Source organism: Aliivibrio salmonicida LFI1238 (assembly GCF_000196495.1).
Lineage (GTDB): Bacteria > Pseudomonadota > Gammaproteobacteria > Enterobacterales > Vibrionaceae > Aliivibrio > Aliivibrio salmonicida.
Genome location: NC_011312.1, coordinates 636100 through 658421, shown reverse-complemented (window position 1 = coordinate 658421; position 22322 = coordinate 636100). Strand labels below are relative to the sequence as shown.

The window sequence follows — 22322 nt, the reverse complement described above, 5'->3', positions numbered from 1 at the left end:
AGCCTTAAAATTTAGGAACTAAGTTCGCCTTTGAAATGTTGCTTAACGCAAATTCTTCATTGTTACCATCAACTGTAACCGTAACAATTTCACCGTTAATGTCCAGAATGTCTCCTTTCCATTTACGACGGTTATTCATCGGCATCTTTAATACAAGGCTGACCTCGTGACCAACAAATTGTTGATAATGTGCTGCTTTAAACAGTGGACGTTCAAGACCTGGAGACGAAACCTCTAGGTTATATGCTACTGTGATTGGATCTTCTACATCCATTACAGCACTGATTTGACGACTAGCTTCCGCACAGTCTTCTACAAATATGCCATTTTCATGATCGATAAAAACACGTAACGTTGAATGCTCACCCGCACGAATAAATTCTAAACCGACCAATTCATAACCTAAAGCACCAACAGGAGCCTCAAGCATTTCTGTTAGTTGTCTTTCTAATCCTGTCATTGATATCCCCTGAAAACAAAAAAAGGGCACTAAAAGGCCCAATTTTTAAAAAACAGTCTGTTTCAGATAGCAAAAAACCCCGATAATTGCGGGGTTTAATACTGCTGGACCCTGAATGCCACTTGCGTGACTTATCTAATAATAGCAATTACTCTTACTAGATAATTGGTTGCGGGAGCCGGATTTGAACCGACGACCTTCGGGTTATGAGCCCGACGAGCTACCAAACTGCTCCATCCCGCGTCCGAAAAGAACAAAGAAAGTATAGTTTCTTTATCCTTTTATTACAAGAATCAGATTCTTGTCTGAAATATGGTGCCGAGAGAGGGACTTGAACCCTCATACCCTAAGGCACTAGCACCTCATGCTAGCGTGTCTACCAATTTCACCATCTCGGCTAAATTCGTTTAAAGAGGAACGTCGCTGTTTTCAGTAGCAGGAACGTCACTCACATTATCAGTTACTTGCTCTGTTGCTTGTTGATCTAATTTAAGATCAAAGCCTTCAGATTTGTGCGTAGACATATTGCCTAATGCTAAACTGATAATAAAAAATACTGTTGCACAAATTGCAGTCATTCGAGTTAAAAAGTTTCCAGAGCCACCAGAGCCAAATACTGTATTTGATGCTCCAGCCCCAAATGAGGCTCCCATATCTGCGCCTTTACCGTGTTGTACCAATACTAGGCCAATTACACCGACTGCGGCAATCAGATAAATCACAAGTAGAATCGTATGCATTCCGTCACCTATGTATCTAATTAATGTACCGGTAGCCCATTGGCAACACCAGCGCGCTCTCAATTAAGAGGCCGGAGGATATTAACCAAACTAGGCTACTATGACAAGCTAAAATTAACAAAAAACGTTCAATTTCATTTAATTGCTTAAATTAACAGCTTTCTTTCACTGCATCTACAATTTGAAGAGCATATTGCTGCACAAGCTCAGCATTTTCACCTTCAACCATAACGCGAATTAATGGTTCAGTTCCTGATTTTCGTAATAAAACTCGACCATTATCACCAAGTTTAGTTTCTACATCAGCCTGAGCTGCTTTAACTAACTCGGTATCTAATGGATTATTATCACCAACAAAACGGATATTTTCCAAAACTTGCGGGAATAACGTCATACCATTACAAAGTTCTTTCAATGACATTTTACTGCCAACAATTGAAGCGATAACTTGCAGAGCAGCTACAATTGCATCCCCCGTCGTTACTTTGTCTAATAAAATAACATGACCTGAATTTTCAGCACCAATTTTCCAATTATTTTCCAATAATTTTTCCATGACGTAGCGGTCACCAACGTTAGAGCGTACAAAAGGTATACCTAAATTACGCAAAGCTACTTCCATGCCCATATTGGTCATTAGAGTGCCTACAACGCCACCTTTTAACTCACCACGACGTAATGCATCACGAGCAATAATATAGGCAATTTGGTCACCATCAACTTTATTACCAAGATCATCAACCATAATGATGCGGTCACCATCACCATCAAAAGCGACACCAAAATCGGCTTTTTCTTCAAGTACTTTTGCTTGTAAGGCGCGAACATCCGTTGCCCCTACTTCATGATTGATATTGGTACCATTAGGCTCACAACCAATAGTAATAATCTCTGCGCCAAGCTCTTTAAAAACATTAGGGGCAATATGGTATGTCGCCCCATGAGCACAATCGACAACCATTTTAACGCCAGCTAAGCTAAGCTCTTTTGGAAATGTACTTTTACAAAACTCGATATAGCGACCAGCCGCATCATTTAAACGTGACGCTTTACCTAATAATGCTGATTCAACACACGTCATTGGTTTATCAAGTTCAGCTTCAATGGCCATCTCAACATCATCCGGTAATTTCGTACCTTCAGAGGAGAAAAATTTAATGCCATTATCGTAATACGGATTATGAGAAGCCGAAATAACAATACCGGCTTCGGCACGAAAAGTTTGCGTTAAATACGCGACTGCAGGGGTTGGCATTGGGCCGGTGAACTTCGCTTTAAGGCCTGCGGCAGCTAAACCCGCTTCTAATGCTGATTCCAACATGTAACCTGAAATACGCGTGTCTTTACCGATAATAACTTTCTTTGTACCTTGTTTAGCCAATACTTTTCCAGCAGCCCAACCAAGTTTCATAACAAATTCAGGCGTAATCGGCGATTGCCCGACTAACCCACGAACTCCATCTGTTCCAAAATATTTACGCTCAGCCATGTTGTACTCCATGTTTTAATTTTAATAATTTATTCTTTAAATGAGCATGCTTCTCACTAAGAAGCTTGCTCCAATGTTGCTTGGCAAACTTTCACAATATCCATTGTTTGTTCAAAATCATGAACTCGGATAATTTGCGCGCCTTTCATTGCTGCAATAGTCGCGCACGCCAAGCTTCCAGAAATAGCCTCCTGGGGCTCAATATCCAGCAATTTAAAAATCATTGATTTACGAGACATTCCCGCCAATATAGGAAGCCCAAATTGATGGAAACGTTCTAATTCAGTAAGTAATTGGTAATTATGCGCCAAGCTTTTCCCAAATCCAAACCCAGGATCGAGAATTAATTTATCTTTTGTGATACCAATCGATTGGCAAGCCGCTATTCTTTCTTCTAAAAAAAGAGAAACATCTGAAAATACGTTTTCATAAGTAGGGTTTGATTGCATCGTTCTTGGTTGACCTTGCATATGCATCAAGCAAATTGGTACATTCGCTTTTGCCGCAACCTCTAGCGCATTAGGCTCTTGTAATGCCCGCACATCATTAATTAAATCTGCACCAAACTTTACGGCTTCATCCATTACGACCGCTTTACTGGTATCAATTGATATCCATGTATCAAATCGCTGATGAATAGCCTCAATGATCGGAATCACCCGATCCAATTCTTGCTGAACCCCAACCTCAGGTGCGCCTGGTCTGGTTGACTCACCACCAATATCAATAAAGCTAACACCAGCATTTACCATTTTTTCAACTTGCCTTAAAGCAGCCTCTAAATCAGTAAATTTACCACCATCAGAAAAAGAATCAGGCGTCACATTAAGGATCCCCATTACATGAGAGCGATCTAATATTAACGTCTTCTCTTTGCTTATCAATTTCATGATCAGTCCTTTTAAATACAAAAACCCCAAGCAGAACTCGGGGTTTGTTTTTACTCAACTCATCTTATTTTTCTGATGAATCGGAATCTTTTTTCGTTTCTTCAGCAACTTGAGGCTTTTCTTCCTCAGTACTTTCTTCTACTTTAGATTCTTCAGTTTTAATCTCAACGTCTGCTTCAGCTGGTTTTTCGTTTTTCTCTTCAGGTTTAGTTTGATTATCATCTCCCCACCCTTGAGGTTCACGAATTTCAGTTTTACGCTCCATCAAGTCATCAATTTGACCCGCATCAATGGTTTCAAACGTCATCAATGCATCTTTCATTGAATGCAGCAGATCCATATTATCTTCAAGGATCTGTCTAGTACGAGCATAGTTGCGATCAATGATAGTACGGATTTCAGCATCAATCAGTCTCAACGTTTCAGGAGAAACATGCTTTGATTGATGAGAACTACCGTGGCCAGAGAAAGGGTCACCTTGATCTTCTGCGTATAATAATGGCCCAAGCGATTCAGAGAAGCCCCATTGAGTTACCATTTTACGTGCAATATCAGTGGCTCTTTCAATATCGTTTGAAGCACCCGTAGATACTTTATCAACACCGTAAATTAGCTCTTCAGCTAAACGACCACCATACAAACTTGAAATCATAGACTCTAAGTGCTGGCGATTCATGCTTACACGATCTTGTTCTGGTAAATACATTGTTACACCTAGCGCACGGCCACGTGGAATAATCGATACTTTATAAACAGGATCATGTTCAGGCACTAAACGACCAACAATGGCGTGACCTGCTTCATGGTAAGCCGTTGAGGTTTTAGTCTCTTCGGTCATTACCATTGATTTTCGCTCTGCGCCCATCATTATTTTGTCTTTAGCAAGTTCAAACTCAACCATTGACACAACACGTTTATTGGTTCGAGCTGCAAATAATGCGGCTTCATTAACTAAGTTAGCTAAGTCAGCACCAGAGAAACCAGGTGTACCACGAGCGATCAGCGATGGTTCAACACCACTGCCTAACGGTACTTTACGCATGTGTACTTGAAGAATTTGCTCACGGCCACGTATGTCAGGTAAACCAACAACAACTTGGCGGTCAAAACGACCCGGACGTAATAATGCAGCATCAAGTACATCGGGACGGTTAGTCGCAGCAACAACGATCACACCTTCGTTACCTTCAAAACCATCCATTTCAACCAGCATTTGGTTCAATGTTTGTTCACGTTCATCATTACCACCACCAACACCGGCGCCACGTTGACGGCCTACAGCATCGATTTCATCGATAAAGATGATACAAGGCGATGATTTTTTCGCTTGTTCAAACATGTCACGCACACGAGAGGCACCAACACCAACAAACATTTCAACGAAATCAGAACCTGAAATTGAGAAAAACGGTACTTTCGCTTCACCTGCAATTGCTTTTGCAATTAGCGTTTTACCTGTACCAGGAGGACCAACCAATAAAACACCTGTTGGGATTTTACCACCTAGTTTCTGGAATCGGCTTGGTTCACGTAAATAATCAACTAATTCTTTAACGTCTTCTTTTGCTTCATCACAACCAGCAACATCATCAAAGGTTGTGTTGATCTGTTCTTCCGTCATCATCTTAGCTTTGCTTTTGCCAAAGGACATTGCCCCTTTGCCACCGCCGCCTTGCATTTGACGCATAAAGAAGATCCAAACACCAATAAGAAGAATCATTGGGAACCACGAAATAAAGATAGACTCAAGTAAGCTCTGCTCTTCAGGTGGTGTGCCTTTAACGATTACATTTTGATTAATCAGGTCATCAAGCAATTTAGGGTCTTGGTATACCGGCATGTAGGTTACATAGCGAGTACCATCACTCTTTGTTACTTTAATTTCACGATTATTAAAGGTTGCTTCTTGAACTTGACTATTACCAACCTCTTTAACAAAAGTGGTGTAATCAACTGAACGACCAGAGCTGTCGCTCGGTCCAAAGCTTTGGAATACCGACATTAAAACAACCGCGATAACCAGCCATAATATTAGATTTTTTGCCATGTCACTCAAGGTGTTAACCCCGCGTTAACTAAATAGATGAATGAAAGAGTACTACAGTTTATATCCTGTAGCTACTACGTAAGAATTATCCTTTGTAACCAGTGGCTACAATATACACTTCACGAGAGCGAGCTCGTGATGAATCAGGTTTTCTAATCTTAACGACTTTGAATACCTTACGTACTTCTTGTAAGTATGCATCAAAGCTTTCACCTTGGAATACTTTAACTGTGAAACTGCCATTAGGAGCCAATACTTGGCGGCACATATCCAACGCTAACTCAACAAGATACATTGATCTTGGTTGATCTACCGAAGGGTTACCACTCATATTTGGCGCCATATCCGACATTACTACATCTACCATATCTGGTTGTATGCGTTCAAGCAATGCGTCTAGTACCGCTTCTTCTCTAAAATCCCCTTGTAAAAAGCTCACACCCGCAATTGAGTCCATAGCTAAAATATCACAAGCGATTACTTGACCAGAATCACCGACTTGCTCAACCGCATATTGTGACCACCCACCAGGAGCAGCACCAAGGTCAACCACCGTCATTCCAGGCTTTAATAGCTTGTCTTTATTTTGAATTTCTTCAAGTTTAAAAATAGCACGAGAGCGATAGCCTCTTTTTTGCGCTTCAAGAACGTATTTATCATCAAAATGTTCTTTTAACCAGCGGCCAGAGCTTGCTGAAAGTTTATTCTTACTCATGCATTACCTAAAAATACTTAATTTAAATTAGAAGACTGAAACAAAAAATAGTCTTCAGGGATAGATGGCGTTAGAATAGGCTGTTTTCAACCCTTAATATAGAAAAAATCGGGTATATATGAACCTAAGCACAAAACAAAAGCAACACCTTAAAGGCCTTGCTCACTATTTAAAACCCGTTGTAATGATGGGTTCAAATGGTCTAACTGAAGCAGTTGTAGCTGAAATTGAGATTGCACTTAATCATCACGAATTAATTAAAGTTAAAATCGCATCTGAAGATCGTGATACTAAGCAATTGATTGTTGATGCAATCATTCGTGAAACAGAAGCAGAAAAAGTTCAAGTTATTGGTAAAACACTTGTGTTATACCGCGCTAGCGAAGCTCGTAAAATTGAGATCCCTAGAAAATAATAACTTAGCATAAACAGTATATGCAAAGAAATTAAAAAGGCCGTCAATAGCTCATAGCTAGGCGGCCTTTTATTTTATACTAATATAAGCGCGATTAAATATATTCTACCGCGTCAATTTCAAACTCTTTCGTTCCACCAGGTGTTCGGATACTAACTTCATCTTCAACCAGTTTACCAATCAAACCACGAGCAATAGGGGAATTAACCGAAATTCGCCCCTCTTTTATGTTTGCTTCATCATCTGCAACGATTTGGTATTTCACTTTATCTTCAGTATCAACGTCGAGTAAAGTCACTGTCGCACCAAAAATAACCTTTCCTGTATTTGTCATCTTTGTTACATCAATAACCTGAGCAACTGATAGCTTATATTCAATATCACGAATTTGAGCTTCACAAATACCTTGGTCTTCACGGGCGGCATGATACTCGGCATTTTCTTTTAAATCACCAAGTTCACGAGCTTCACCAATGGCTTTTGAAATCACAGGGCGACGCTTTAATAGTACTTCTAATTCATCACGCAGTAGTTTCTCACCACGTATTGTCATTGGTACCTTGTCCATATTTCCTACCTCTAAAGCTGAAACCAAAATTCAGCAAATAAAAATCCCACTCAAGGTATCCCCTTTTCATTAAGGAAGGGACCTAAGTGTGTTTTCTGTTTATGTTCGATGCTCTTAGTGTAAACAAAGAAATAAATTTTATCACCTATCTATTTACACTAAAACGCACAAGTTTTAATTAAATGAGTTTCATATAATTAAGAACTCAGTCTCAAAAAAGAAAACAGCTCAATTAATAAATAGGTAAATTCATACATTTTGAGATAGACGTCACACTAACTTTAGAACTAAAAGAAAAAAAAACATAAAAACCACCAAAAAACAAAAATGAGTAAAACTTTATTAAAAAAACGTAACCAACTGAAAAATAACGACACATCTCACACTACAACAATTAAAAACAGTGTTCAATTGGAGTTTTTAGATTGTTTTACTAACCTTTCTATTGGTTTAACCTTGAAAATATAGGTATTGAAACGACGGTATCTATTGATAACTCTTTTTTAAACGTAATAAGTTATCAACAAACGATACTAAATATACTAAACTTATTTCTCCTCCACCCTTATAGGAAATTACATCATGAACAAGAACGTATTGGCTCTTGCAGTAGCCGCTATTATGTCAACTGGTGCAGTTAACGCAGCAGAGATCTACAAAGGCGCAGACCAAACTCTAGAAATGGGCGGTCGTGCTGAAGCACGTCTATCTATGAAAGATGGTAAAGCTGAAGATGCATCACGTATCCGTTTAAACGTTAAAGGCACAACTCAAATTTCTGACGGTCTATACGGTGTTGGTTTCTGGGAAGGTGAATTCACTACTGCTGAAAATGGCGGTGTTGATGGGAATTCAAATCTTGATTCTCGTTACGCATATGCAGGAATGGGCGGTAACTTCGGTGAAGTAACTTACGGTAAAAATGACGGTGCTCTAGGTGTTATCACTGATTTCACCGATATCATGGCATATGCTGGTAACACAGCAGCAGCTAAAATTGCCGTAGCTGACCGTACAGATAACAACTTAGGCTACAAAGGTACATTTGGTGATTTCTCAGCTAAAGCTAACTACCGCTTTGCTGACCGTACTGAAAATCTAGCTGGAACTGAGTATAAAGATAATGGCCAAGATGGATACGCATTATCAGGTATCTACGCATTCGGTGATTCTGGTTTCAAACTAGGTGCTGGTTACGCGGATCAAGCAGAACAAAATGAAGTTATGCTTGCTGGTTCTTATACTATGGACAACCTATACTTTGCTGGTACATTCACAAACGGTGAATTAGCAGAGAAAAACGCTGACTACACAGGCTACGAAGCAGCTGTAGCTTATACTATGGGTAAAACCGTATTTACTTCTACGTATAACAACGCTGAAACAAATGACGAAACATCTGCTGATAACTTTGCTGTTGATGCAACATACTTCTTCAACGCTAACTTCCGTACGTACATTTCTTACAACTTCAACCTAATCAGTGAAGGTGATAAATTAGGTACTGCTGGCGTATCAAATGCTAAAGCTTCTGATGTAGATGCAGAAAACGAGCTAGCTCTAGGTATGCGTTACGACTTCTAATAAAGTCTTAATAATTACTTAAATAAAACGCTCACTTCGGTGGGCGTTTTTTATTACTCCCCCCTTATTTTTATTCACTTTCCGCATACAAACCGACTCAAACCTGTAAAATGTCCTTATTATTTTCAGCACGAGTTGACCATGCCTTTATCTCGATTATTTATCTTATCTCTCTCGCTTTATTCTTTTTCAACCTTTGCCAGCATTCCATCAAGCATTCAACTCCTTCCTAGTGGGAGCCGTGCTGCTATTGTGGTTGAATCTCTACACGATCAGAGTATTGAGTTTCAACAAAAAGAAAATGAACTTCTCCCCCCAGCCAGTACACTAAAAGTAGCGACGGCACTTGCTTCTCGTTTAGCTCTTGGGAAAAACTTTCAATTTAAAACGACTTTGCATAAAACAAAACACAATAGTGTTCAATTAACCTTTTCTGGAGATCCTTCACTAACAAGAGAAAACCTTTCATCCCTATTTAAAAATAGCGGATTAAAAAACATTAAAGGCGATCTATGGGTTGATGATTCGATTTTCACTGGTTATGAGCGTGCTGTCGGCTGGCCATGGGATATTCTCGGCGTGTGTTACAGCGCACCATCAAGCGCATTAAGCATTGATGAAAACTGTGTGCAAGCATCAATATCAACAAATGAGAACGGGACTACCCGTGTCTTCGTGCCAATACACCAACCAATTTCATTCACAACTGCAGCTCGTACTGTCAGTGCCAAAGAGAAAAAAAATTCGTTTTGTGATTTAGAGCTAACCACTCAAGGCAATAACTACCACCTATCAGGCTGCTTAGTCGCAAGAAGCAAACCATTACCATTAAAGTTTGCAGTGCAAAATACAACAGAATTCACCGAACAAACGCTATTACGCATCCTTAATGAACAAAATATTAATTTATCTGGGAAAATAATATTCGGTAATTCGACCGGGAAAATACAGAAAACAGTGCTGCTTGCCTCTCACCAATCAGAACCGCTAATGGTATTACTTAATCACATGTTGAAAAAATCAGATAACCACTACGCTGATAATTTAGTGAAAACGTTAGGCCATTATCATTACCAACAACCGGGAAGCTTTAGTAATGGCACCGCAGCGGTTAAAGACATCTTATTAAAACAAGCTAATGTGGATTTAACCAACGCAGTTATTGTAGATGGCTCTGGTTTATCCCGAAATAATAGAATGACAGCGAATCAGATGAAAAGTCTTCTTCAATTTGTCTATCGATACGATAAAGAGTTAGGGTTAATCGCCTTACTACCGACTTCTGGTATCGATGGCACATTGATATACCGTAATAGTATGAGAAAAGAGCCAATTAAAGGCAGCATAAAATCGAAAAGTGGCTCATTGTTTGGTAGCTATAACATGGCAGGATTTGTAGGTTTAGAAGGAAATAATCCACAGCTATTTGTTCAGTTTGTTGCAGATTATCACCCAATAGCAGCAGAAGAAGGGGTTTTACCAGTAGAGCGACCAATTGATAGCTTTGAGAAAGCGTTCTATCAGGCGCTAATTAAGTTATCAAACGATTGATTTTTAAGGAACACCTACATTAGCAGCAACAAAAAGCCCGAAGAAATCTCATTCTTCGGGCTTTTATCATTTAGCACTTAAAGTATTAGTACTCGTTGTGACTAAGCGTATTTAGCCGCTACTCTTGCGTGCAATTCTTGCAGGGAGTTAATCGTATTACGATCATCCGCTTCATGAGCTAGACAACTTGCAAATGCTGCATTTAATGTTGTTGTGTAGTTCACTTTACCCGCGAGAGCGCCACGACGAAGAAGTTTAGAGTCTTCAATCGCTTGACGACCAGATGCCGTGTTTACAATGTAGGTATATTCACCATTCTTAATACGGTCAAGAATGTGAGGACGACCTTCGTGTACCTTGTTGACTAAACGAGGATTAATACCCGCTTCACCAAGAATCACAGCAGTACCGTGCGTTGCGTCTAATTGATAACCAATTTTAACAAGGTGTTTTGCCAAATCGACAACACGCTTCTTATCACCATCACGAACAGAAAGTAATGCTCGACCGCCTTCTGGGTACTCTTTACTGCACCCTAATTCAGCTTTAGCAAAGGCTTCTGCAAACGTATTACCAACCCCCATCACTTCACCCGTTGAGCGCATTTCAGGGCCTAACAATGGATCAACGCCTGGGAATTTGTTGAACGGTAATACCACCTCTTTTACTGAGTAGTATGGTGGGATAATCTCTTTAGTAAAGCCTTGAGATTCTAACGATTGACCCGCCATTACACGTGCTGCAATCTTAGCGATTGGAGCACCGGTAGCTTTAGATACGAATGGGATCGTACGTGCCGCTCGTGGGTTAACTTCAATTAAGTAAACTTCGTTATTCTTAACCGCAAACTGAGTATTCATTAAGCCACGCACACCTAGCTCAAATGCTAGCTTACGTACTTGATCACGCATTACGTCTTGGATTTCTTCACTTAATGTATAAGCAGGAAGAGAACATGCTGAGTCACCAGAGTGAACACCGGCTTGTTCGATATGCTCCATAATACCAGCGATAACCACTTGCTCACCGTCGCAGATAGCATCTACATCGACTTCGATGGCATCATCTAGGAAGCTATCAAGTAGAACTGGTGATTCATTTGAAACGCTTACTGCTTCGTTAAAGTAGCGACGCAAGTCTTGCTCGTCATATACGATTTCCATCGCACGACCACCAAGAACATAAGAAGGACGAACAACTAATGGGAAACCAATTTCTCTTGATTTTTCAATCGCTTGTTCCATTGCCGTTACCGTTGCATTTTCTGGCTGTAGAAGGCCTAGACGGTCTACTGCAACTTGGAAGCGCTCACGGTCTTCTGCACGGTCGATAGCATCAGGGCTTGTACCGATAATCGGAACACCGGCAGCTTCAAGAGCACGAGCCAGTTTAAGTGGTGTTTGACCACCGTACTGAACGATAACGCCTTTTGGTTTTTCAATACGAACGATGGCTAATACATCTTCCAGTGTTACTGGTTCAAAGTACAAGCGGTCAGACGTATCGTAATCAGTAGAAACGGTCTCAGGGTTACAGTTAACCATGATCGTTTCATAGCCATCTTCACGAAGTGCTAATGATGCGTGTACACAACAATAATCAAATTCAATACCTTGGCCGATACGGTTTGGACCGCCACCTAAGATCATGATCTTATCATTGTCGGTTGGATTCGATTCACATTCTTCATCATACGTTGAATACATGTAAGCAGTATCCGAAGAAAATTCAGCAGCACACGTATCTACACGCTTGTAGACAGGATGAATATCATACTGGTCACGAAGACGACGGATTTCACTTTCAGCAACACCTAATAACTTAGATAGACGAGCATCAGCAAAGCCTTTACGTTTTAATTGACGAAGGCTATCCGCAGTTAAGCTAGCGAAACCGCCCGCTTTAACTTCTGCTTCCATCTTAACTAAATCTTCGATTTGTACCAAGAACCAACGGTCAACATTCGTTAGGTTAAACACACCATCAATAGACATACCGGCACGGAATGCGTCCGCGATGTACCAGATACGCTCAGCACCTGCGTCTTTTAATTCATGACGGATCTTTGTTAATGCGTCAGGCGCATCAAGATCAACCATTTCATCAAAACCATCCGCGCCAACTTCTAAGCCACGGAGTGCTTTTTGCAGTGATTCTTGTTGATTACGGCCAATAGCCATTACTTCACCAACAGATTTCATTTGCGTTGTTAGACGATCATTAGCACCTGCGAATTTTTCGAAGTTGAAACGAGGGATCTTAGTAACAACATAATCGATTGTTGGTTCAAATGATGCTGGAGTTGCACCACCAGTAATGTCATTCATTAACTCATCAAGCGTATAGCCAATCGCTAATTTAGCTGCGATTTTTGCAATAGGGAAACCAGTTGCTTTAGACGCTAGAGCTGATGAACGCGATACACGTGGGTTCATTTCGATAACAACCATGCGGCCGTCTTTCGGGTTAATACCAAACTGAACGTTTGACCCACCCGTTTCAACACCAATCTCACGCAGTACTGCTAAAGAAGCATTACGCATTAATTGGTACTCTTTATCTGTTAGTGTTTGTGCCGGAGCGACGGTAATTGAATCACCAGTATGAATGCCCATTGCATCAAAGTTTTCAATTGTACATACGATGATGCAGTTGTCGTTTTTATCACGAACCACTTCCATCTCGTACTCTTTCCAACCGATTAATGATTCATCGATTAAAAGCTCATTGGTTGGAGATAGATCCAAACCACCGCGACAAATTTCTTCAAATTCTTCTTTGTTATACGCGATACCACCGCCCGTACCACCCATCGTAAATGATGGACGAATGATACAAGGGAAACCTACCATGTCTAAAACTTTGTAAGCTTCTTCCATTGTTTTTGCGGTATCAGCGTTTGGACATTCAAGGCCAATCGACTTCATTGCTTTATCAAAGCGTGAACGGTCTTCTGCTTTATCAATCGCATCTGCCGTTGCACCAATCATCTCAACACCGAACTCAGCAAGAACACCGTGTCTCTCTAAATCAAGCGCACAGTTCAATGCCGTTTGACCACCCATCGTAGGCAGTACTGCATCTGGACGTTCTTTTTCGATGATGTTACGAACCACTTCCCAATGGATTGGTTCAATGTAGGTTGCATCAGCCATGTCTGGGTCAGTCATGATTGTTGCTGGATTAGAGTTCACAAGAATAACGCGGTAGCCTTCTTCACGAAGAGCTTTACACGCTTGTGCACCAGAGTAGTCAAATTCACATGCTTGGCCGATTACGATTGGGCCTGCACCTAGAATTAGAACGCTTTTAATGTCAGTACGTTTTGGCATCTTATTACTACTCCGAATTAAGCTTTATGCTGCTGAATCAATTCAATGAAATGGTTAAACAAGGGCGCTGCATCATGTGGGCCAGGGCTTGCTTCAGGGTGACCTTGGAAGCTAAATGCAGGCTTATCTGTACGATGAATGCCTTGAAGTGTGCCATCAAACAATGATTTGTGCGTTGCACGTAGATTTGCAGGAAGTGTTTCTTCATCTGCTGCAAAACCATGGTTCTGTGCAGTAATCATAACCACATCACGATCCAAATCTTTAACAGGGTGGTTTGCACCGTGATGGCCAAACTTCATCTTAATTGTTTGAGCGCCTGATGCTAGAGCAAGAATTTGGTGACCAAGACAGATACCAAAGATTGGTAACCCTTTGTCTAAGAACACTTTCGTTGCTTCAATAGCGTAAGTACATGGCGCCGGGTCACCAGGACCGTTTGATAAGAACACACCATCTGGGTTCATCGCTAATACTTCTTCTGCTGAAGTTTGTGCCGGAACGACCGTTAGACGACAACCGCGGTCAACCAACATACGTAAGATATTACGTTTAGCACCAAAATCATAAGCAACAACATGGAACGGTAGTTCGCTGTCTGCTTTTTCTTCTGGCAAACCGCCAGTAAGAGTCCAAGAACCTTGTTTCCACTGGTAAGCTTCTGACGTGGTAACTTCCTTCGCTAAATCCATTCCTTTAAGACCCGGGAATGCTTTTGCTTGAGCAAGAGCAAATGCTTCATCTAAATTGCTTTCTTTCTTAGAAGAGCAAGCAATGATACAACCGTTTTGAGCACCCTTCTCACGCAAAATACGAGTCAGCTTACGCGTATCGATATCAGCAATGCCGACAATATTTTGAGATTTGAGGTATTCAGAAAGAGTTTGTTCACTGCGGAAGTTTGAAGCTAGGAGAGGAAGATCGCGAATCACAAGGCCTTGAGCGTGGATAGAAGAAGATTCTTCATCTTCGGAATTGATTCCGGTGTTGCCAATGTGAGGATAAGTAAGAGTAACGATTTGTTGAGAATAGGAAGGATCAGTGAGAATCTCTTGGTACCCCGTCATCGAGGTATTAAAAACGACTTCACCGACGGCCGAGCCATCTGCTCCAATCGATTGACCGCGGAACACTGTCCCATCTTCTAGGACTAATAGCGCTGATTTACTCAAGACAACCTCCAAACATAATAAACATTCAGCATGCATACATAAAAATGCAAAACTTCTTTTTTTAAACCCAAAAATCGAAATTAAATCTCGAATTTTGACAAATTGGCGAAATTTTAGAGATCTATAGGCAAGGTGTCAACAAAAACCGTATTATAAAACAAGTTTTTTAACCAACTCATCAAGAAAACGTTCATTTCAAGCCAAAACCTTCATTTATCCCCACTCAATTCTGGTCAAACTGGTAAAAAATTGGATTTATGCATAATTTTACTTATTTCACATCTATAAATTACTCATAAAAATAAAGCAATCGTTAACATAGATATGAAACATATAAAAATAAGCAACTGAACCAATAAACACACCACAACCAAATAAAAAACAACTTATCTAATCAGTAATATACCCTTCAATAATAATGGCCATAAGCTAATAAAGAATATAAAACGACAAAAACCATTGATACAGAGCAGCGTTCGTGCATAAACCATGATTATAGAATTTGGGAGCATTAAGATAAAAAAAAGCCCAAATCAATAAATGATTCGGGCTTAATAATTAAATCTGATCCAAGTCTAAAACATCATGCATGGTATAAAAACCAGGCGACTTTTGATGTAACCAATGGGAGGCTCTCACCGCTCCATTTGCAAACGTCATCCTATCAGTGGCTTTATGTGTTATTTCAACACGTTCACCAATATCAGCAAACATGGCGGTATGTTCACCGACAATGTCACCCGCTCGAATCGTAGCAAAACCAATTTCATTCTTAGTGCGCTCACCGGTAATACCTTCTCGAGTATAAACAGCGACATCATCAAGCTTATTGCCCATGGCTCCCGCTATTGCTTCTCCCATGCCAATAGCAGTACCTGACGGTGCATCAACTTTATAACGGTGATGCGCTTCTATAATTTCGATATCACAATAATCACCCATTATTTTTGCGGCTTTCTCTAGTAACTTAAATACTACATTTACGCCAACACTGTAATTTGGTGCCATCACGATAGGGATCTCTTTCGCGGCTTGGTCAATTAACTCTTTGCCTGGTTCACTAAACCCAGTAGTACCAATAACAATCGCTTTGTTATGCTCTTGGCATAGTTCGATGTTTTTTAATGTTGAAATCGGTAACGTAAAATCAATAATGACATCGAAGTCATCCACGGCTTTCGCAAGATCATCGACAATAACAATGCCTGATTTACCTAACCCTGCCATTTCACCAACATCAACACCAATCAAACTTGACTCAGGATGCTCACTCGCTGCTGCAAGAACCGCATATTGAGACCCATTAACAGCTTTAATTAAATTACGGCCCATTCTTCCTGCTGCACCAGCAATTGCGACTCTTACCATTCTCGTGTACTCCTTTAAATTTGTATCTTTCACTCTATCTCAAATTATTATGAATCGCTATGCGAACTTTTAAGACACAGTTTTAATTTGCAATTCTTTTGGTACTTCAAAAAACATGTTTTCTTCACGCCCTTTTAATTCATCCACAGTCGTACCACCAAAGACTTTTACTTGTTCAATGATTTGGTTAACTAATTCTTCAGGTGCTGATGCGCCGGCAGTAACACCAACTTTCGCTTGGTTTGTTAACCATTCTTCTTTCAGCTCTTCTGGGCAATCAATCAGATAACTCGTTGTGCCTAATTTTTCAGACAGTTCACGCAATCGATTTGAATTAGATGAATTTTTAGACCCCACAACGATCATCACATCAACTTGGCCTGCCATATCTCGCACTGCATCTTGACGGTTTTGTGTGGCATAACAGATATCATCTTTACGCGGGCCTTGGATCTTTGGAAATACACGGCGTAATTCATCAATAACATCTGCGGTTTCATCAACTGATAATGTCGTTTGGCTGACATAATGAAGGTTATTTGGATCTTGAACAATCAGCTTCTCTACATCCTCAGGTGTCTCGACTAAATACATTCCACCAGCTTCACTCGCATATTGTCCCATGGTCCCTTCAACTTCAGGGTGACCAGCGTGACCAATTAAAACAACTTCAATGCTCTTTTTACTTGCACGAGCAACTTCCATATGAACTTTTGTTACTAATGGACAAGTGGCATCAAATACCGTTAATGCTCGCTCTTTTGCTTCAGTACGCACTGCTTGAGATACTCCGTGAGCTGAAAAGATCACGATATTATCATCAGGAACTTCACTTAACTCTTCAACAAAAATAGCACCGCGTTGCTTTAATCCTTCGACGACAAAACGGTTATGAACCACTTCATGACGTACATAAATAGGGGCTTTATATAATTCAAGCGCTCGTTCAACAATACTGATGGCACGATCAACACCGGCACAAAATCCACGAGGGTTCGCTAATACTATTTTCATCTTTTATCTCTACTTTTTGTTGGGTTATCCAACCGCTACGATTTCTACGTCAAAGATAACATCTTGACCAGATAATGGGTGATTAAAATCGACAGTAACGGAATCTCCGGCAATATCAGTAATGATCCCCGGAATATCAACACCATCAGGTCCGGTGAATGCCATAATAGTACCAACTTCAGCTGCTGCATCACCTACAAATCGATTACGATCCATATGATGAATATTATCAGGATTAGGTAAACCAAATGCATCAACTGTATTTAATTCAATGCTCTTAGACTGATTCGCTTCTAAACCCAATAAACACTGTTCAAAATTCTCACTTAAACTGCCATCACCCATTGTAAACTTAGCGGCTTTTCCTGATGTCTGGGTACTATCTGCGATCGAGCCATCTTTTAATTTTATAGTGAAGTGTAAGGTTACTTCACTGTTACTTTCAATTTTTGACATTGTCTTTCCTTAGATAACACCAATAATATTGGTATAACACTTAAAAAAAACGCCACCTCGAATTCACGGGCAGCGCTTATGTTTTTACTTTATCTTATTGTTCTTTTTTATTAGAACGAAACCCATCTAAGATGATCAATCCCGCACCAATACAAATCGCAGCATCCGCTAAGTTGAACGTTGGCCAATGGTAACTACCCCAATAGAAATCAAGATAATCCACTACAAAACCATGAACTAAGCGATCAAACACATTACCAATCGCACCACCAATGATCAGTGCATACGCGATGTTATTTAACTTGTCCGTTTGTGGTGCTTTGCGCATCCAATAGGCAAGTAAACCACATACAACGATAGCAATACCGGTAAAAAACCAGCGTTGCCAACCGGCTTGATCACTTAAAAAGCTAAATGCAGCACCATAGTTATGAGCGTAAAGAAAATTAAAGAAAGGCAAAACTTCAATTCGGTTCGCCCAACCATAAGTCATCTCTTTCATCACAAATAACTTAATGCTGATGTCTGCCATAAAAACCAACCCCGCTAGCCATAGCCAGCGAAGTCCAGATTCTTTAAGCAGCGGTAATGTCTTATTATCGCTAGTCATTATGCAAATTTACGCTCTTCGCCTTCGCCTTCAACGTTAGATACACAACGACCACACACTTCTTCGTGCCCTTCGATAGTACCTACATCAGCAACATGGTGCCAACAACGCTCACACTTCGCCGCTTCAGAAGCCGCAACATCAACAAACAGACCATCAAGCTCCGTTGCTTTTGCTGAATCTGATTTCTCACTCAGTGGTTTCACTGTTGCACTTGATGTTAAAAGAACAAAACGTAATTCATTATCAAGCTTATTAATTTTTGCAGCGAGCGCATCATCTGCATATAGCGTGATTTCAGCTTGAAGTGAACCACCAATAACTTTCTCACCACGAGCCGCTTCAAGAAGTTTATTAACTGATGCACGAACCGCTTGGATTTTACTCCAAAATTCGTTATTTAGATCTTCACCTTCAGCAAGATCAAACAGACCTTCATACCATTCGCCAGTAAAGACAAACTTATCACGCTTACCTGGCATTTCATTCCAGATTTCATCAGCCGTGAATGACATGATTGGTGCCATCCAACGAACTAATGCTTCTACAATGTAGTAAAGCGCCGTTTGACAGCTGCGTTGAGCATGACCGCTTTTCTTCGCTGTGTATTGGCGATCTTTAATCACATCTAAGTAGAAAGAACCCATTTCGATTGAACAGAAATGCATCAAACGTTGAGTTACTTCATGTAAATTATATTCATCGTAAGACTTGATGATTTCTTCTTGTGCAGCAAACGCACGACCAACAGCCCAGCGATCAAGAGCAACCATTTCTTCAGCAGGAACGATGTCTGTTTCAGGGTTAAAACCATTCAAGTTCGCTAAGAAGAAACGTGCCGTATTACGAATACGACGGTATGCGTCCGCTGAACGTTTTAGGATTTCATCAGAAACCGCAACTTCGTTAGTATAATCAGTAGAAGCAACCCATAGACGAAGGATATCTGCGCCCAGTTTATTAGTTACGTCTTTTGGTGCAACCACGTTGCCGACAGATTTAGACATCTTACGACCATTACCATCTACCACGAAACCGTGTGTTAGTACTTGGCGGTAAGGTGCTTTACCTTTCATTGCAACAGATGAAATCAACGATGATTGGAACCAACCACGGTGTTGATCTGAACCTTCTAAATAAAGGTCAGCACTGTGTGTTCTCTCTTCTTGAGGGAAGTTATATTCTTCACGAGAATCAACAACAGAGAAGTGAGTAACACCTGAGTCGAACCATACATCTAATGTATCTAATACTTTTTCGTATTTCGTTGCGTCGTCTTCACCCATTAGCTCGGCGATATCAAGATCCCACCATGCTTGAATGCCCTTCTCTTCAACGAGTTTTGCTACTTTTTCAATTAGCTCTAGCGAATCAGGGTGTAATTCAGACGTTTCTTTATGTACGAAAAGTGCAATTGGAACACCCCATGTACGTTGACGAGAGATGCACCATTCTGGGCGACCTTCAATCATACCTTCAATGCGGCTTTGACCCCATTCTGGCATCCATTCAACACTTTTCACTTCTTCTAATGCTTTAGCACGAAGACCCGCTTGATCCATTGAGATGAACCATTGTGGTGTTGCACGGAAGATGATTGGTGTTTTGTGTCTCCAGCAATGTGGGTAGCTGTGTTCAATCGCGTGATGGTGCAGTAATGCGCCTTTCTCTTTTAATACATCAATAACTGAGTCGTTTGCTTTAAATACGTGTTGACCAGCAAATAATTCAGTATCAGGAAGGTATACACCATTTGAACCAACTGGGTTTGCGATTTCTAAATCGTATTTTTTACCAACAACGAAATCTTCTTGACCGTGGCCAGGTGCCGTATGAACGATACCCGTACCCGAATCAACCGTTACGTGTTCACCTAAAATAGCAGGAACCGTAAAGCCATAGAATGGATGATTAAATTGAAGAAGCTCTAGCTCAGAACCTTTTGCAAAACCTAAATTATGGAAATGCTCGATACCCGCACGATCCATTACAGATTTTGCTAGTTCAGACGCAAGAATTAAACGTTCTGCTTTTTGTTCGCCGTGTGCTTCTACTTGAACTAATACGTATTCAAGATCAGCATGTAGTGCTACTGCACGGTTTGCAGGTAATGTCCAAGGTGTTGTAGTCCAAATAACAACCGATAATTCACCTTCACCTTGATGACCTTCAGGCGTACTGAATTTAGCTAATGTTGCCGCTTCATCTGCAGCAACAAAACGCACATCAATAGATGGGGAGAATTTATCTTGGTATTCAACTTCCGCTTCAGCCAATGCTGAACCACAATCGGTACACCAGTGAACAGGTTTAAATCCTTTAAGTAAGTGGCCTTGGTCTGCAATTTTACCTAATGAACGGATGATGTTTGCTTCAGTACCGAAATCCATAGTGCGGTATGGTTTGTCCCACTCACCCATGATACCTAAACGCTTAAAGCTTTCTTTTTGGCCTTCAACTTGAACTGCCGCATATTTACGACATTCTTCACGGAACTCAGCCGCAGAGATTTTTTGACCCGGCTTGCCTTTTTTCTTCTCTACCATCAATTCAATTGGTAGACCATGACAATCCCAACCAGGAATATATGGTGCATCAAAGCCAGAAAGCGTTTTTGACTTAATAATAATGTCTTTAAGAATCTTATTCAGTGCATGACCAATATGGATGTCACCATTTGCATACGGAGGGCCGTCATGCAATATAAACGATTTTTTACCTTTTTTCGCTTTACGGATCTCGCCGTAAAGATCTTCATCATACCAATGCTTAAGCATTACTGGCTCACGATTAGCCAAGTTACCACGCATTGGGAATCCTGTTTCAGGCAGGTTCAAGGTTTCTTTATAGTCACTCATCGATTCTTAATTCCGTTACTTGGGCGAAATGAAATGTTATTTGTTTTCAGACAGCCACACCCGCGCTGCCTGAGAATCTAATTCTATTTGTTGTTTTAGAGCGTCAAATGACTCAAATTTATGCTCATCACGCAACTTACAAAGTAGCTCCACATCCAATTGTTGACCGTATAAATTGCCTTTATAGTCAAAGAAGTGAACTTCAAGTTGTTGACGAACGCCATCTACCGTTGGGCGATGACCAATATTGGCCACACCACCTAATTGCTTACCACTGCTGTCTTTGGCTTGAACAACATAAACGCCAGACACAGGAGAAACACAACGCTTCAATGGAATATTTGCTGTAGGAAAACCAATCGTTCTCCCCAACTTTCGACCATGGGATACACGGCCGGTAATACTGTAATCTCGCCCTAACATCACGGCGACATCTTTTAATCTGTTTTCAGCAAGCGCATTACGAATTGCAGTACTGCTGACTCTCTGTTTCTCAATACAAAAACTTTTTGTATTCACTACTTCAAAGCCGTATTTTTCACCCGCTTTTTGTAGCATATCGAAATTGCCTAAGCGATGTTTTCCAAAACAAAAATCATCACCAATAACCAGAAACTTAACACCCAATAGCTTAACCAACAAGTGTTCAACAAATTCATCTGCCGTTTGCTGTGCAAATTTATGATTAAAATTAATACAAAGCAGGCGATCTATATCCAACTTATTAAGCTGAACAAATTTATCTCGTAAACGAGTCAGTCGAGCTGGCGCTTTTTCTTTAGCAAAAAATTCCATTGGCTGAGGATCAAATGTCATTACAACAGAAGGCAAACCTAATTGCTTAGCTTTGCCCTTAACTTGTTGTAATACTTGTTGATGTCCTAAGTGAACGCCATCAAAATTACCAATAGTCATTACGCAACCTTGATGGTTTGGCGTAATATTATGAATGCCTCGGATTAATTCCATTATCTCAATATCAATTTATTTGCTCAAAAAAACTGACGAATTATATACTAATCTTACTAGCCAAACCACTCAACTCAGTGAATA

18 protein-coding genes and 2 tRNA genes are annotated in these 22322 nt (G+C 40.5%); 3 read left to right on the top strand and 17 right to left on the bottom strand.

The annotated features are described in order from the left end of the window. Window positions 1–4 precede the first annotated feature (4 nt). The 8 genes from rimP to rlmE all read right to left on the bottom strand — a co-directional run bounded on the left by rimP (window position 5) and on the right by rlmE (window position 6341). Window positions 5–460, bottom strand: a complete 456-nt coding sequence (gene rimP / locus VSAL_RS03360; RefSeq protein ID WP_012549404.1) for a ribosome maturation factor RimP — start codon at window positions 458–460, stop codon at window positions 5–7. A gap of 166 nt (window positions 461–626) precedes the next feature. Next, a tRNA-Met gene (locus VSAL_RS03355) sits at window positions 627–703 on the bottom strand. 70 nt (window positions 704–773) lie between these two features. Further along, window positions 774–858 (bottom strand) — tRNA-Leu (locus VSAL_RS03350). 9 nt (window positions 859–867) lie between these two features. Continuing rightward, window positions 868–1200 carry a preprotein translocase subunit SecG gene (gene secG / locus VSAL_RS03345; RefSeq protein ID WP_012549403.1) on the bottom strand — a complete coding sequence of 111 codons (333 nt, stop codon included), beginning with the start codon at window positions 1198–1200 and terminating at the stop codon, window positions 868–870. Between the two features lie 151 nt (window positions 1201–1351). Continuing rightward, on the bottom strand, window positions 1352–2689 hold the full coding sequence (gene glmM / locus VSAL_RS03340) for a phosphoglucosamine mutase (protein WP_012549402.1): 1338 nt from the start codon (window positions 2687–2689) through the stop codon (window positions 1352–1354). Between the two features lie 56 nt (window positions 2690–2745). Beyond that, window positions 2746–3579 carry a dihydropteroate synthase gene (folP, locus tag VSAL_RS03335; RefSeq protein WP_012549401.1) on the bottom strand — a complete coding sequence of 278 codons (834 nt, stop codon included), beginning with the start codon at window positions 3577–3579 and terminating at the stop codon, window positions 2746–2748. A gap of 64 nt (window positions 3580–3643) precedes the next feature. Beyond that, window positions 3644–5626, bottom strand: a complete 1983-nt coding sequence (ftsH, locus tag VSAL_RS03330) for an ATP-dependent zinc metalloprotease FtsH (protein WP_012549400.1) — start codon at window positions 5624–5626, stop codon at window positions 3644–3646. An 85-nt stretch (window positions 5627–5711) separates the two neighbouring features. After that, on the bottom strand, window positions 5712–6341 hold the full coding sequence (rlmE, locus tag VSAL_RS03325) for a 23S rRNA (uridine(2552)-2'-O)-methyltransferase RlmE (RefSeq protein WP_012549399.1): 630 nt from the start codon (window positions 6339–6341) through the stop codon (window positions 5712–5714). A 118-nt stretch (window positions 6342–6459) separates the two neighbouring features. On the opposite strand from rlmE, the gene yhbY reads away from it, so the two are divergent. Further along, the gene (gene yhbY / locus VSAL_RS03320) at window positions 6460–6756 is read left to right on the top strand and encodes a ribosome assembly RNA-binding protein YhbY (RefSeq protein WP_012549398.1); all 297 of its coding nucleotides are present in this window, start codon (window positions 6460–6462) and stop codon (window positions 6754–6756) included. A 94-nt stretch (window positions 6757–6850) separates the two neighbouring features. Here the strand turns inward: yhbY and greA are convergent, their stop codons facing one another. Then, the gene (gene greA, locus VSAL_RS03315) at window positions 6851–7324 is read right to left on the bottom strand and encodes a transcription elongation factor GreA (protein ID WP_012549397.1); all 474 of its coding nucleotides are present in this window, start codon (window positions 7322–7324) and stop codon (window positions 6851–6853) included. 582 nt (window positions 7325–7906) lie between these two features. On the opposite strand from greA, the gene VSAL_RS03310 reads away from it, so the two are divergent. Both VSAL_RS03310 and dacB read left to right on the top strand, forming a co-directional pair. Beyond that, window positions 7907–8908 carry a porin gene (locus VSAL_RS03310; RefSeq protein ID WP_012549396.1) on the top strand — a complete coding sequence of 334 codons (1002 nt, stop codon included), beginning with the start codon at window positions 7907–7909 and terminating at the stop codon, window positions 8906–8908. Window positions 8909–9049: 141 nt separating this feature from the next. Continuing rightward, window positions 9050–10459 carry a serine-type D-Ala-D-Ala carboxypeptidase gene (dacB, locus tag VSAL_RS03305; RefSeq protein WP_012549395.1) on the top strand — a complete coding sequence of 470 codons (1410 nt, stop codon included), beginning with the start codon at window positions 9050–9052 and terminating at the stop codon, window positions 10457–10459. Between the two features lie 101 nt (window positions 10460–10560). On the opposite strand, the gene carB is transcribed toward dacB, so the two are convergent. From carB to ribF, 8 genes are all read right to left on the bottom strand, one after another. Further along, entirely contained in the window at window positions 10561–13791 is a 3231-nt protein-coding gene (carB, locus tag VSAL_RS03300; protein ID WP_012549394.1) for a carbamoyl-phosphate synthase large subunit, read from the bottom strand. Between the two features lie 17 nt (window positions 13792–13808). After that, entirely contained in the window at window positions 13809–14963 is a 1155-nt protein-coding gene (carA, locus tag VSAL_RS03295) for a glutamine-hydrolyzing carbamoyl-phosphate synthase small subunit (protein WP_012549393.1), read from the bottom strand. Window positions 14964–15521: 558 nt separating this feature from the next. Beyond that, on the bottom strand, window positions 15522–16331 hold the full coding sequence (dapB, locus tag VSAL_RS03290) for a 4-hydroxy-tetrahydrodipicolinate reductase (RefSeq protein ID WP_012549392.1): 810 nt from the start codon (window positions 16329–16331) through the stop codon (window positions 15522–15524). A 69-nt stretch (window positions 16332–16400) separates the two neighbouring features. Next, on the bottom strand, window positions 16401–17345 hold the full coding sequence (gene ispH, locus VSAL_RS03285; RefSeq protein WP_012549391.1) for a 4-hydroxy-3-methylbut-2-enyl diphosphate reductase: 945 nt from the start codon (window positions 17343–17345) through the stop codon (window positions 16401–16403). 24 nt (window positions 17346–17369) lie between these two features. After that, window positions 17370–17801 (bottom strand): FKBP-type peptidyl-prolyl cis-trans isomerase, encoded by a 432-nt coding sequence (gene fkpB / locus VSAL_RS03280; protein WP_012549390.1) that lies wholly within the window; start codon window positions 17799–17801, stop codon window positions 17370–17372. A 94-nt stretch (window positions 17802–17895) separates the two neighbouring features. Next, window positions 17896–18411 (bottom strand): signal peptidase II, encoded by a 516-nt coding sequence (gene lspA, locus VSAL_RS03275; RefSeq protein ID WP_012549389.1) that lies wholly within the window; start codon window positions 18409–18411, stop codon window positions 17896–17898. Then, window positions 18411–21269, bottom strand: a complete 2859-nt coding sequence (gene ileS, locus VSAL_RS03270; protein ID WP_012549388.1) for an isoleucine--tRNA ligase — start codon at window positions 21267–21269, stop codon at window positions 18411–18413. The genes lspA and ileS overlap by 1 nt, the downstream gene beginning before the upstream one ends. Window positions 21270–21305: 36 nt before the next feature. Then, entirely contained in the window at window positions 21306–22238 is a 933-nt protein-coding gene (gene ribF / locus VSAL_RS03265; protein WP_012549387.1) for a bifunctional riboflavin kinase/FAD synthetase, read from the bottom strand. Window positions 22239–22322: the final 84 nt, after the last annotated feature.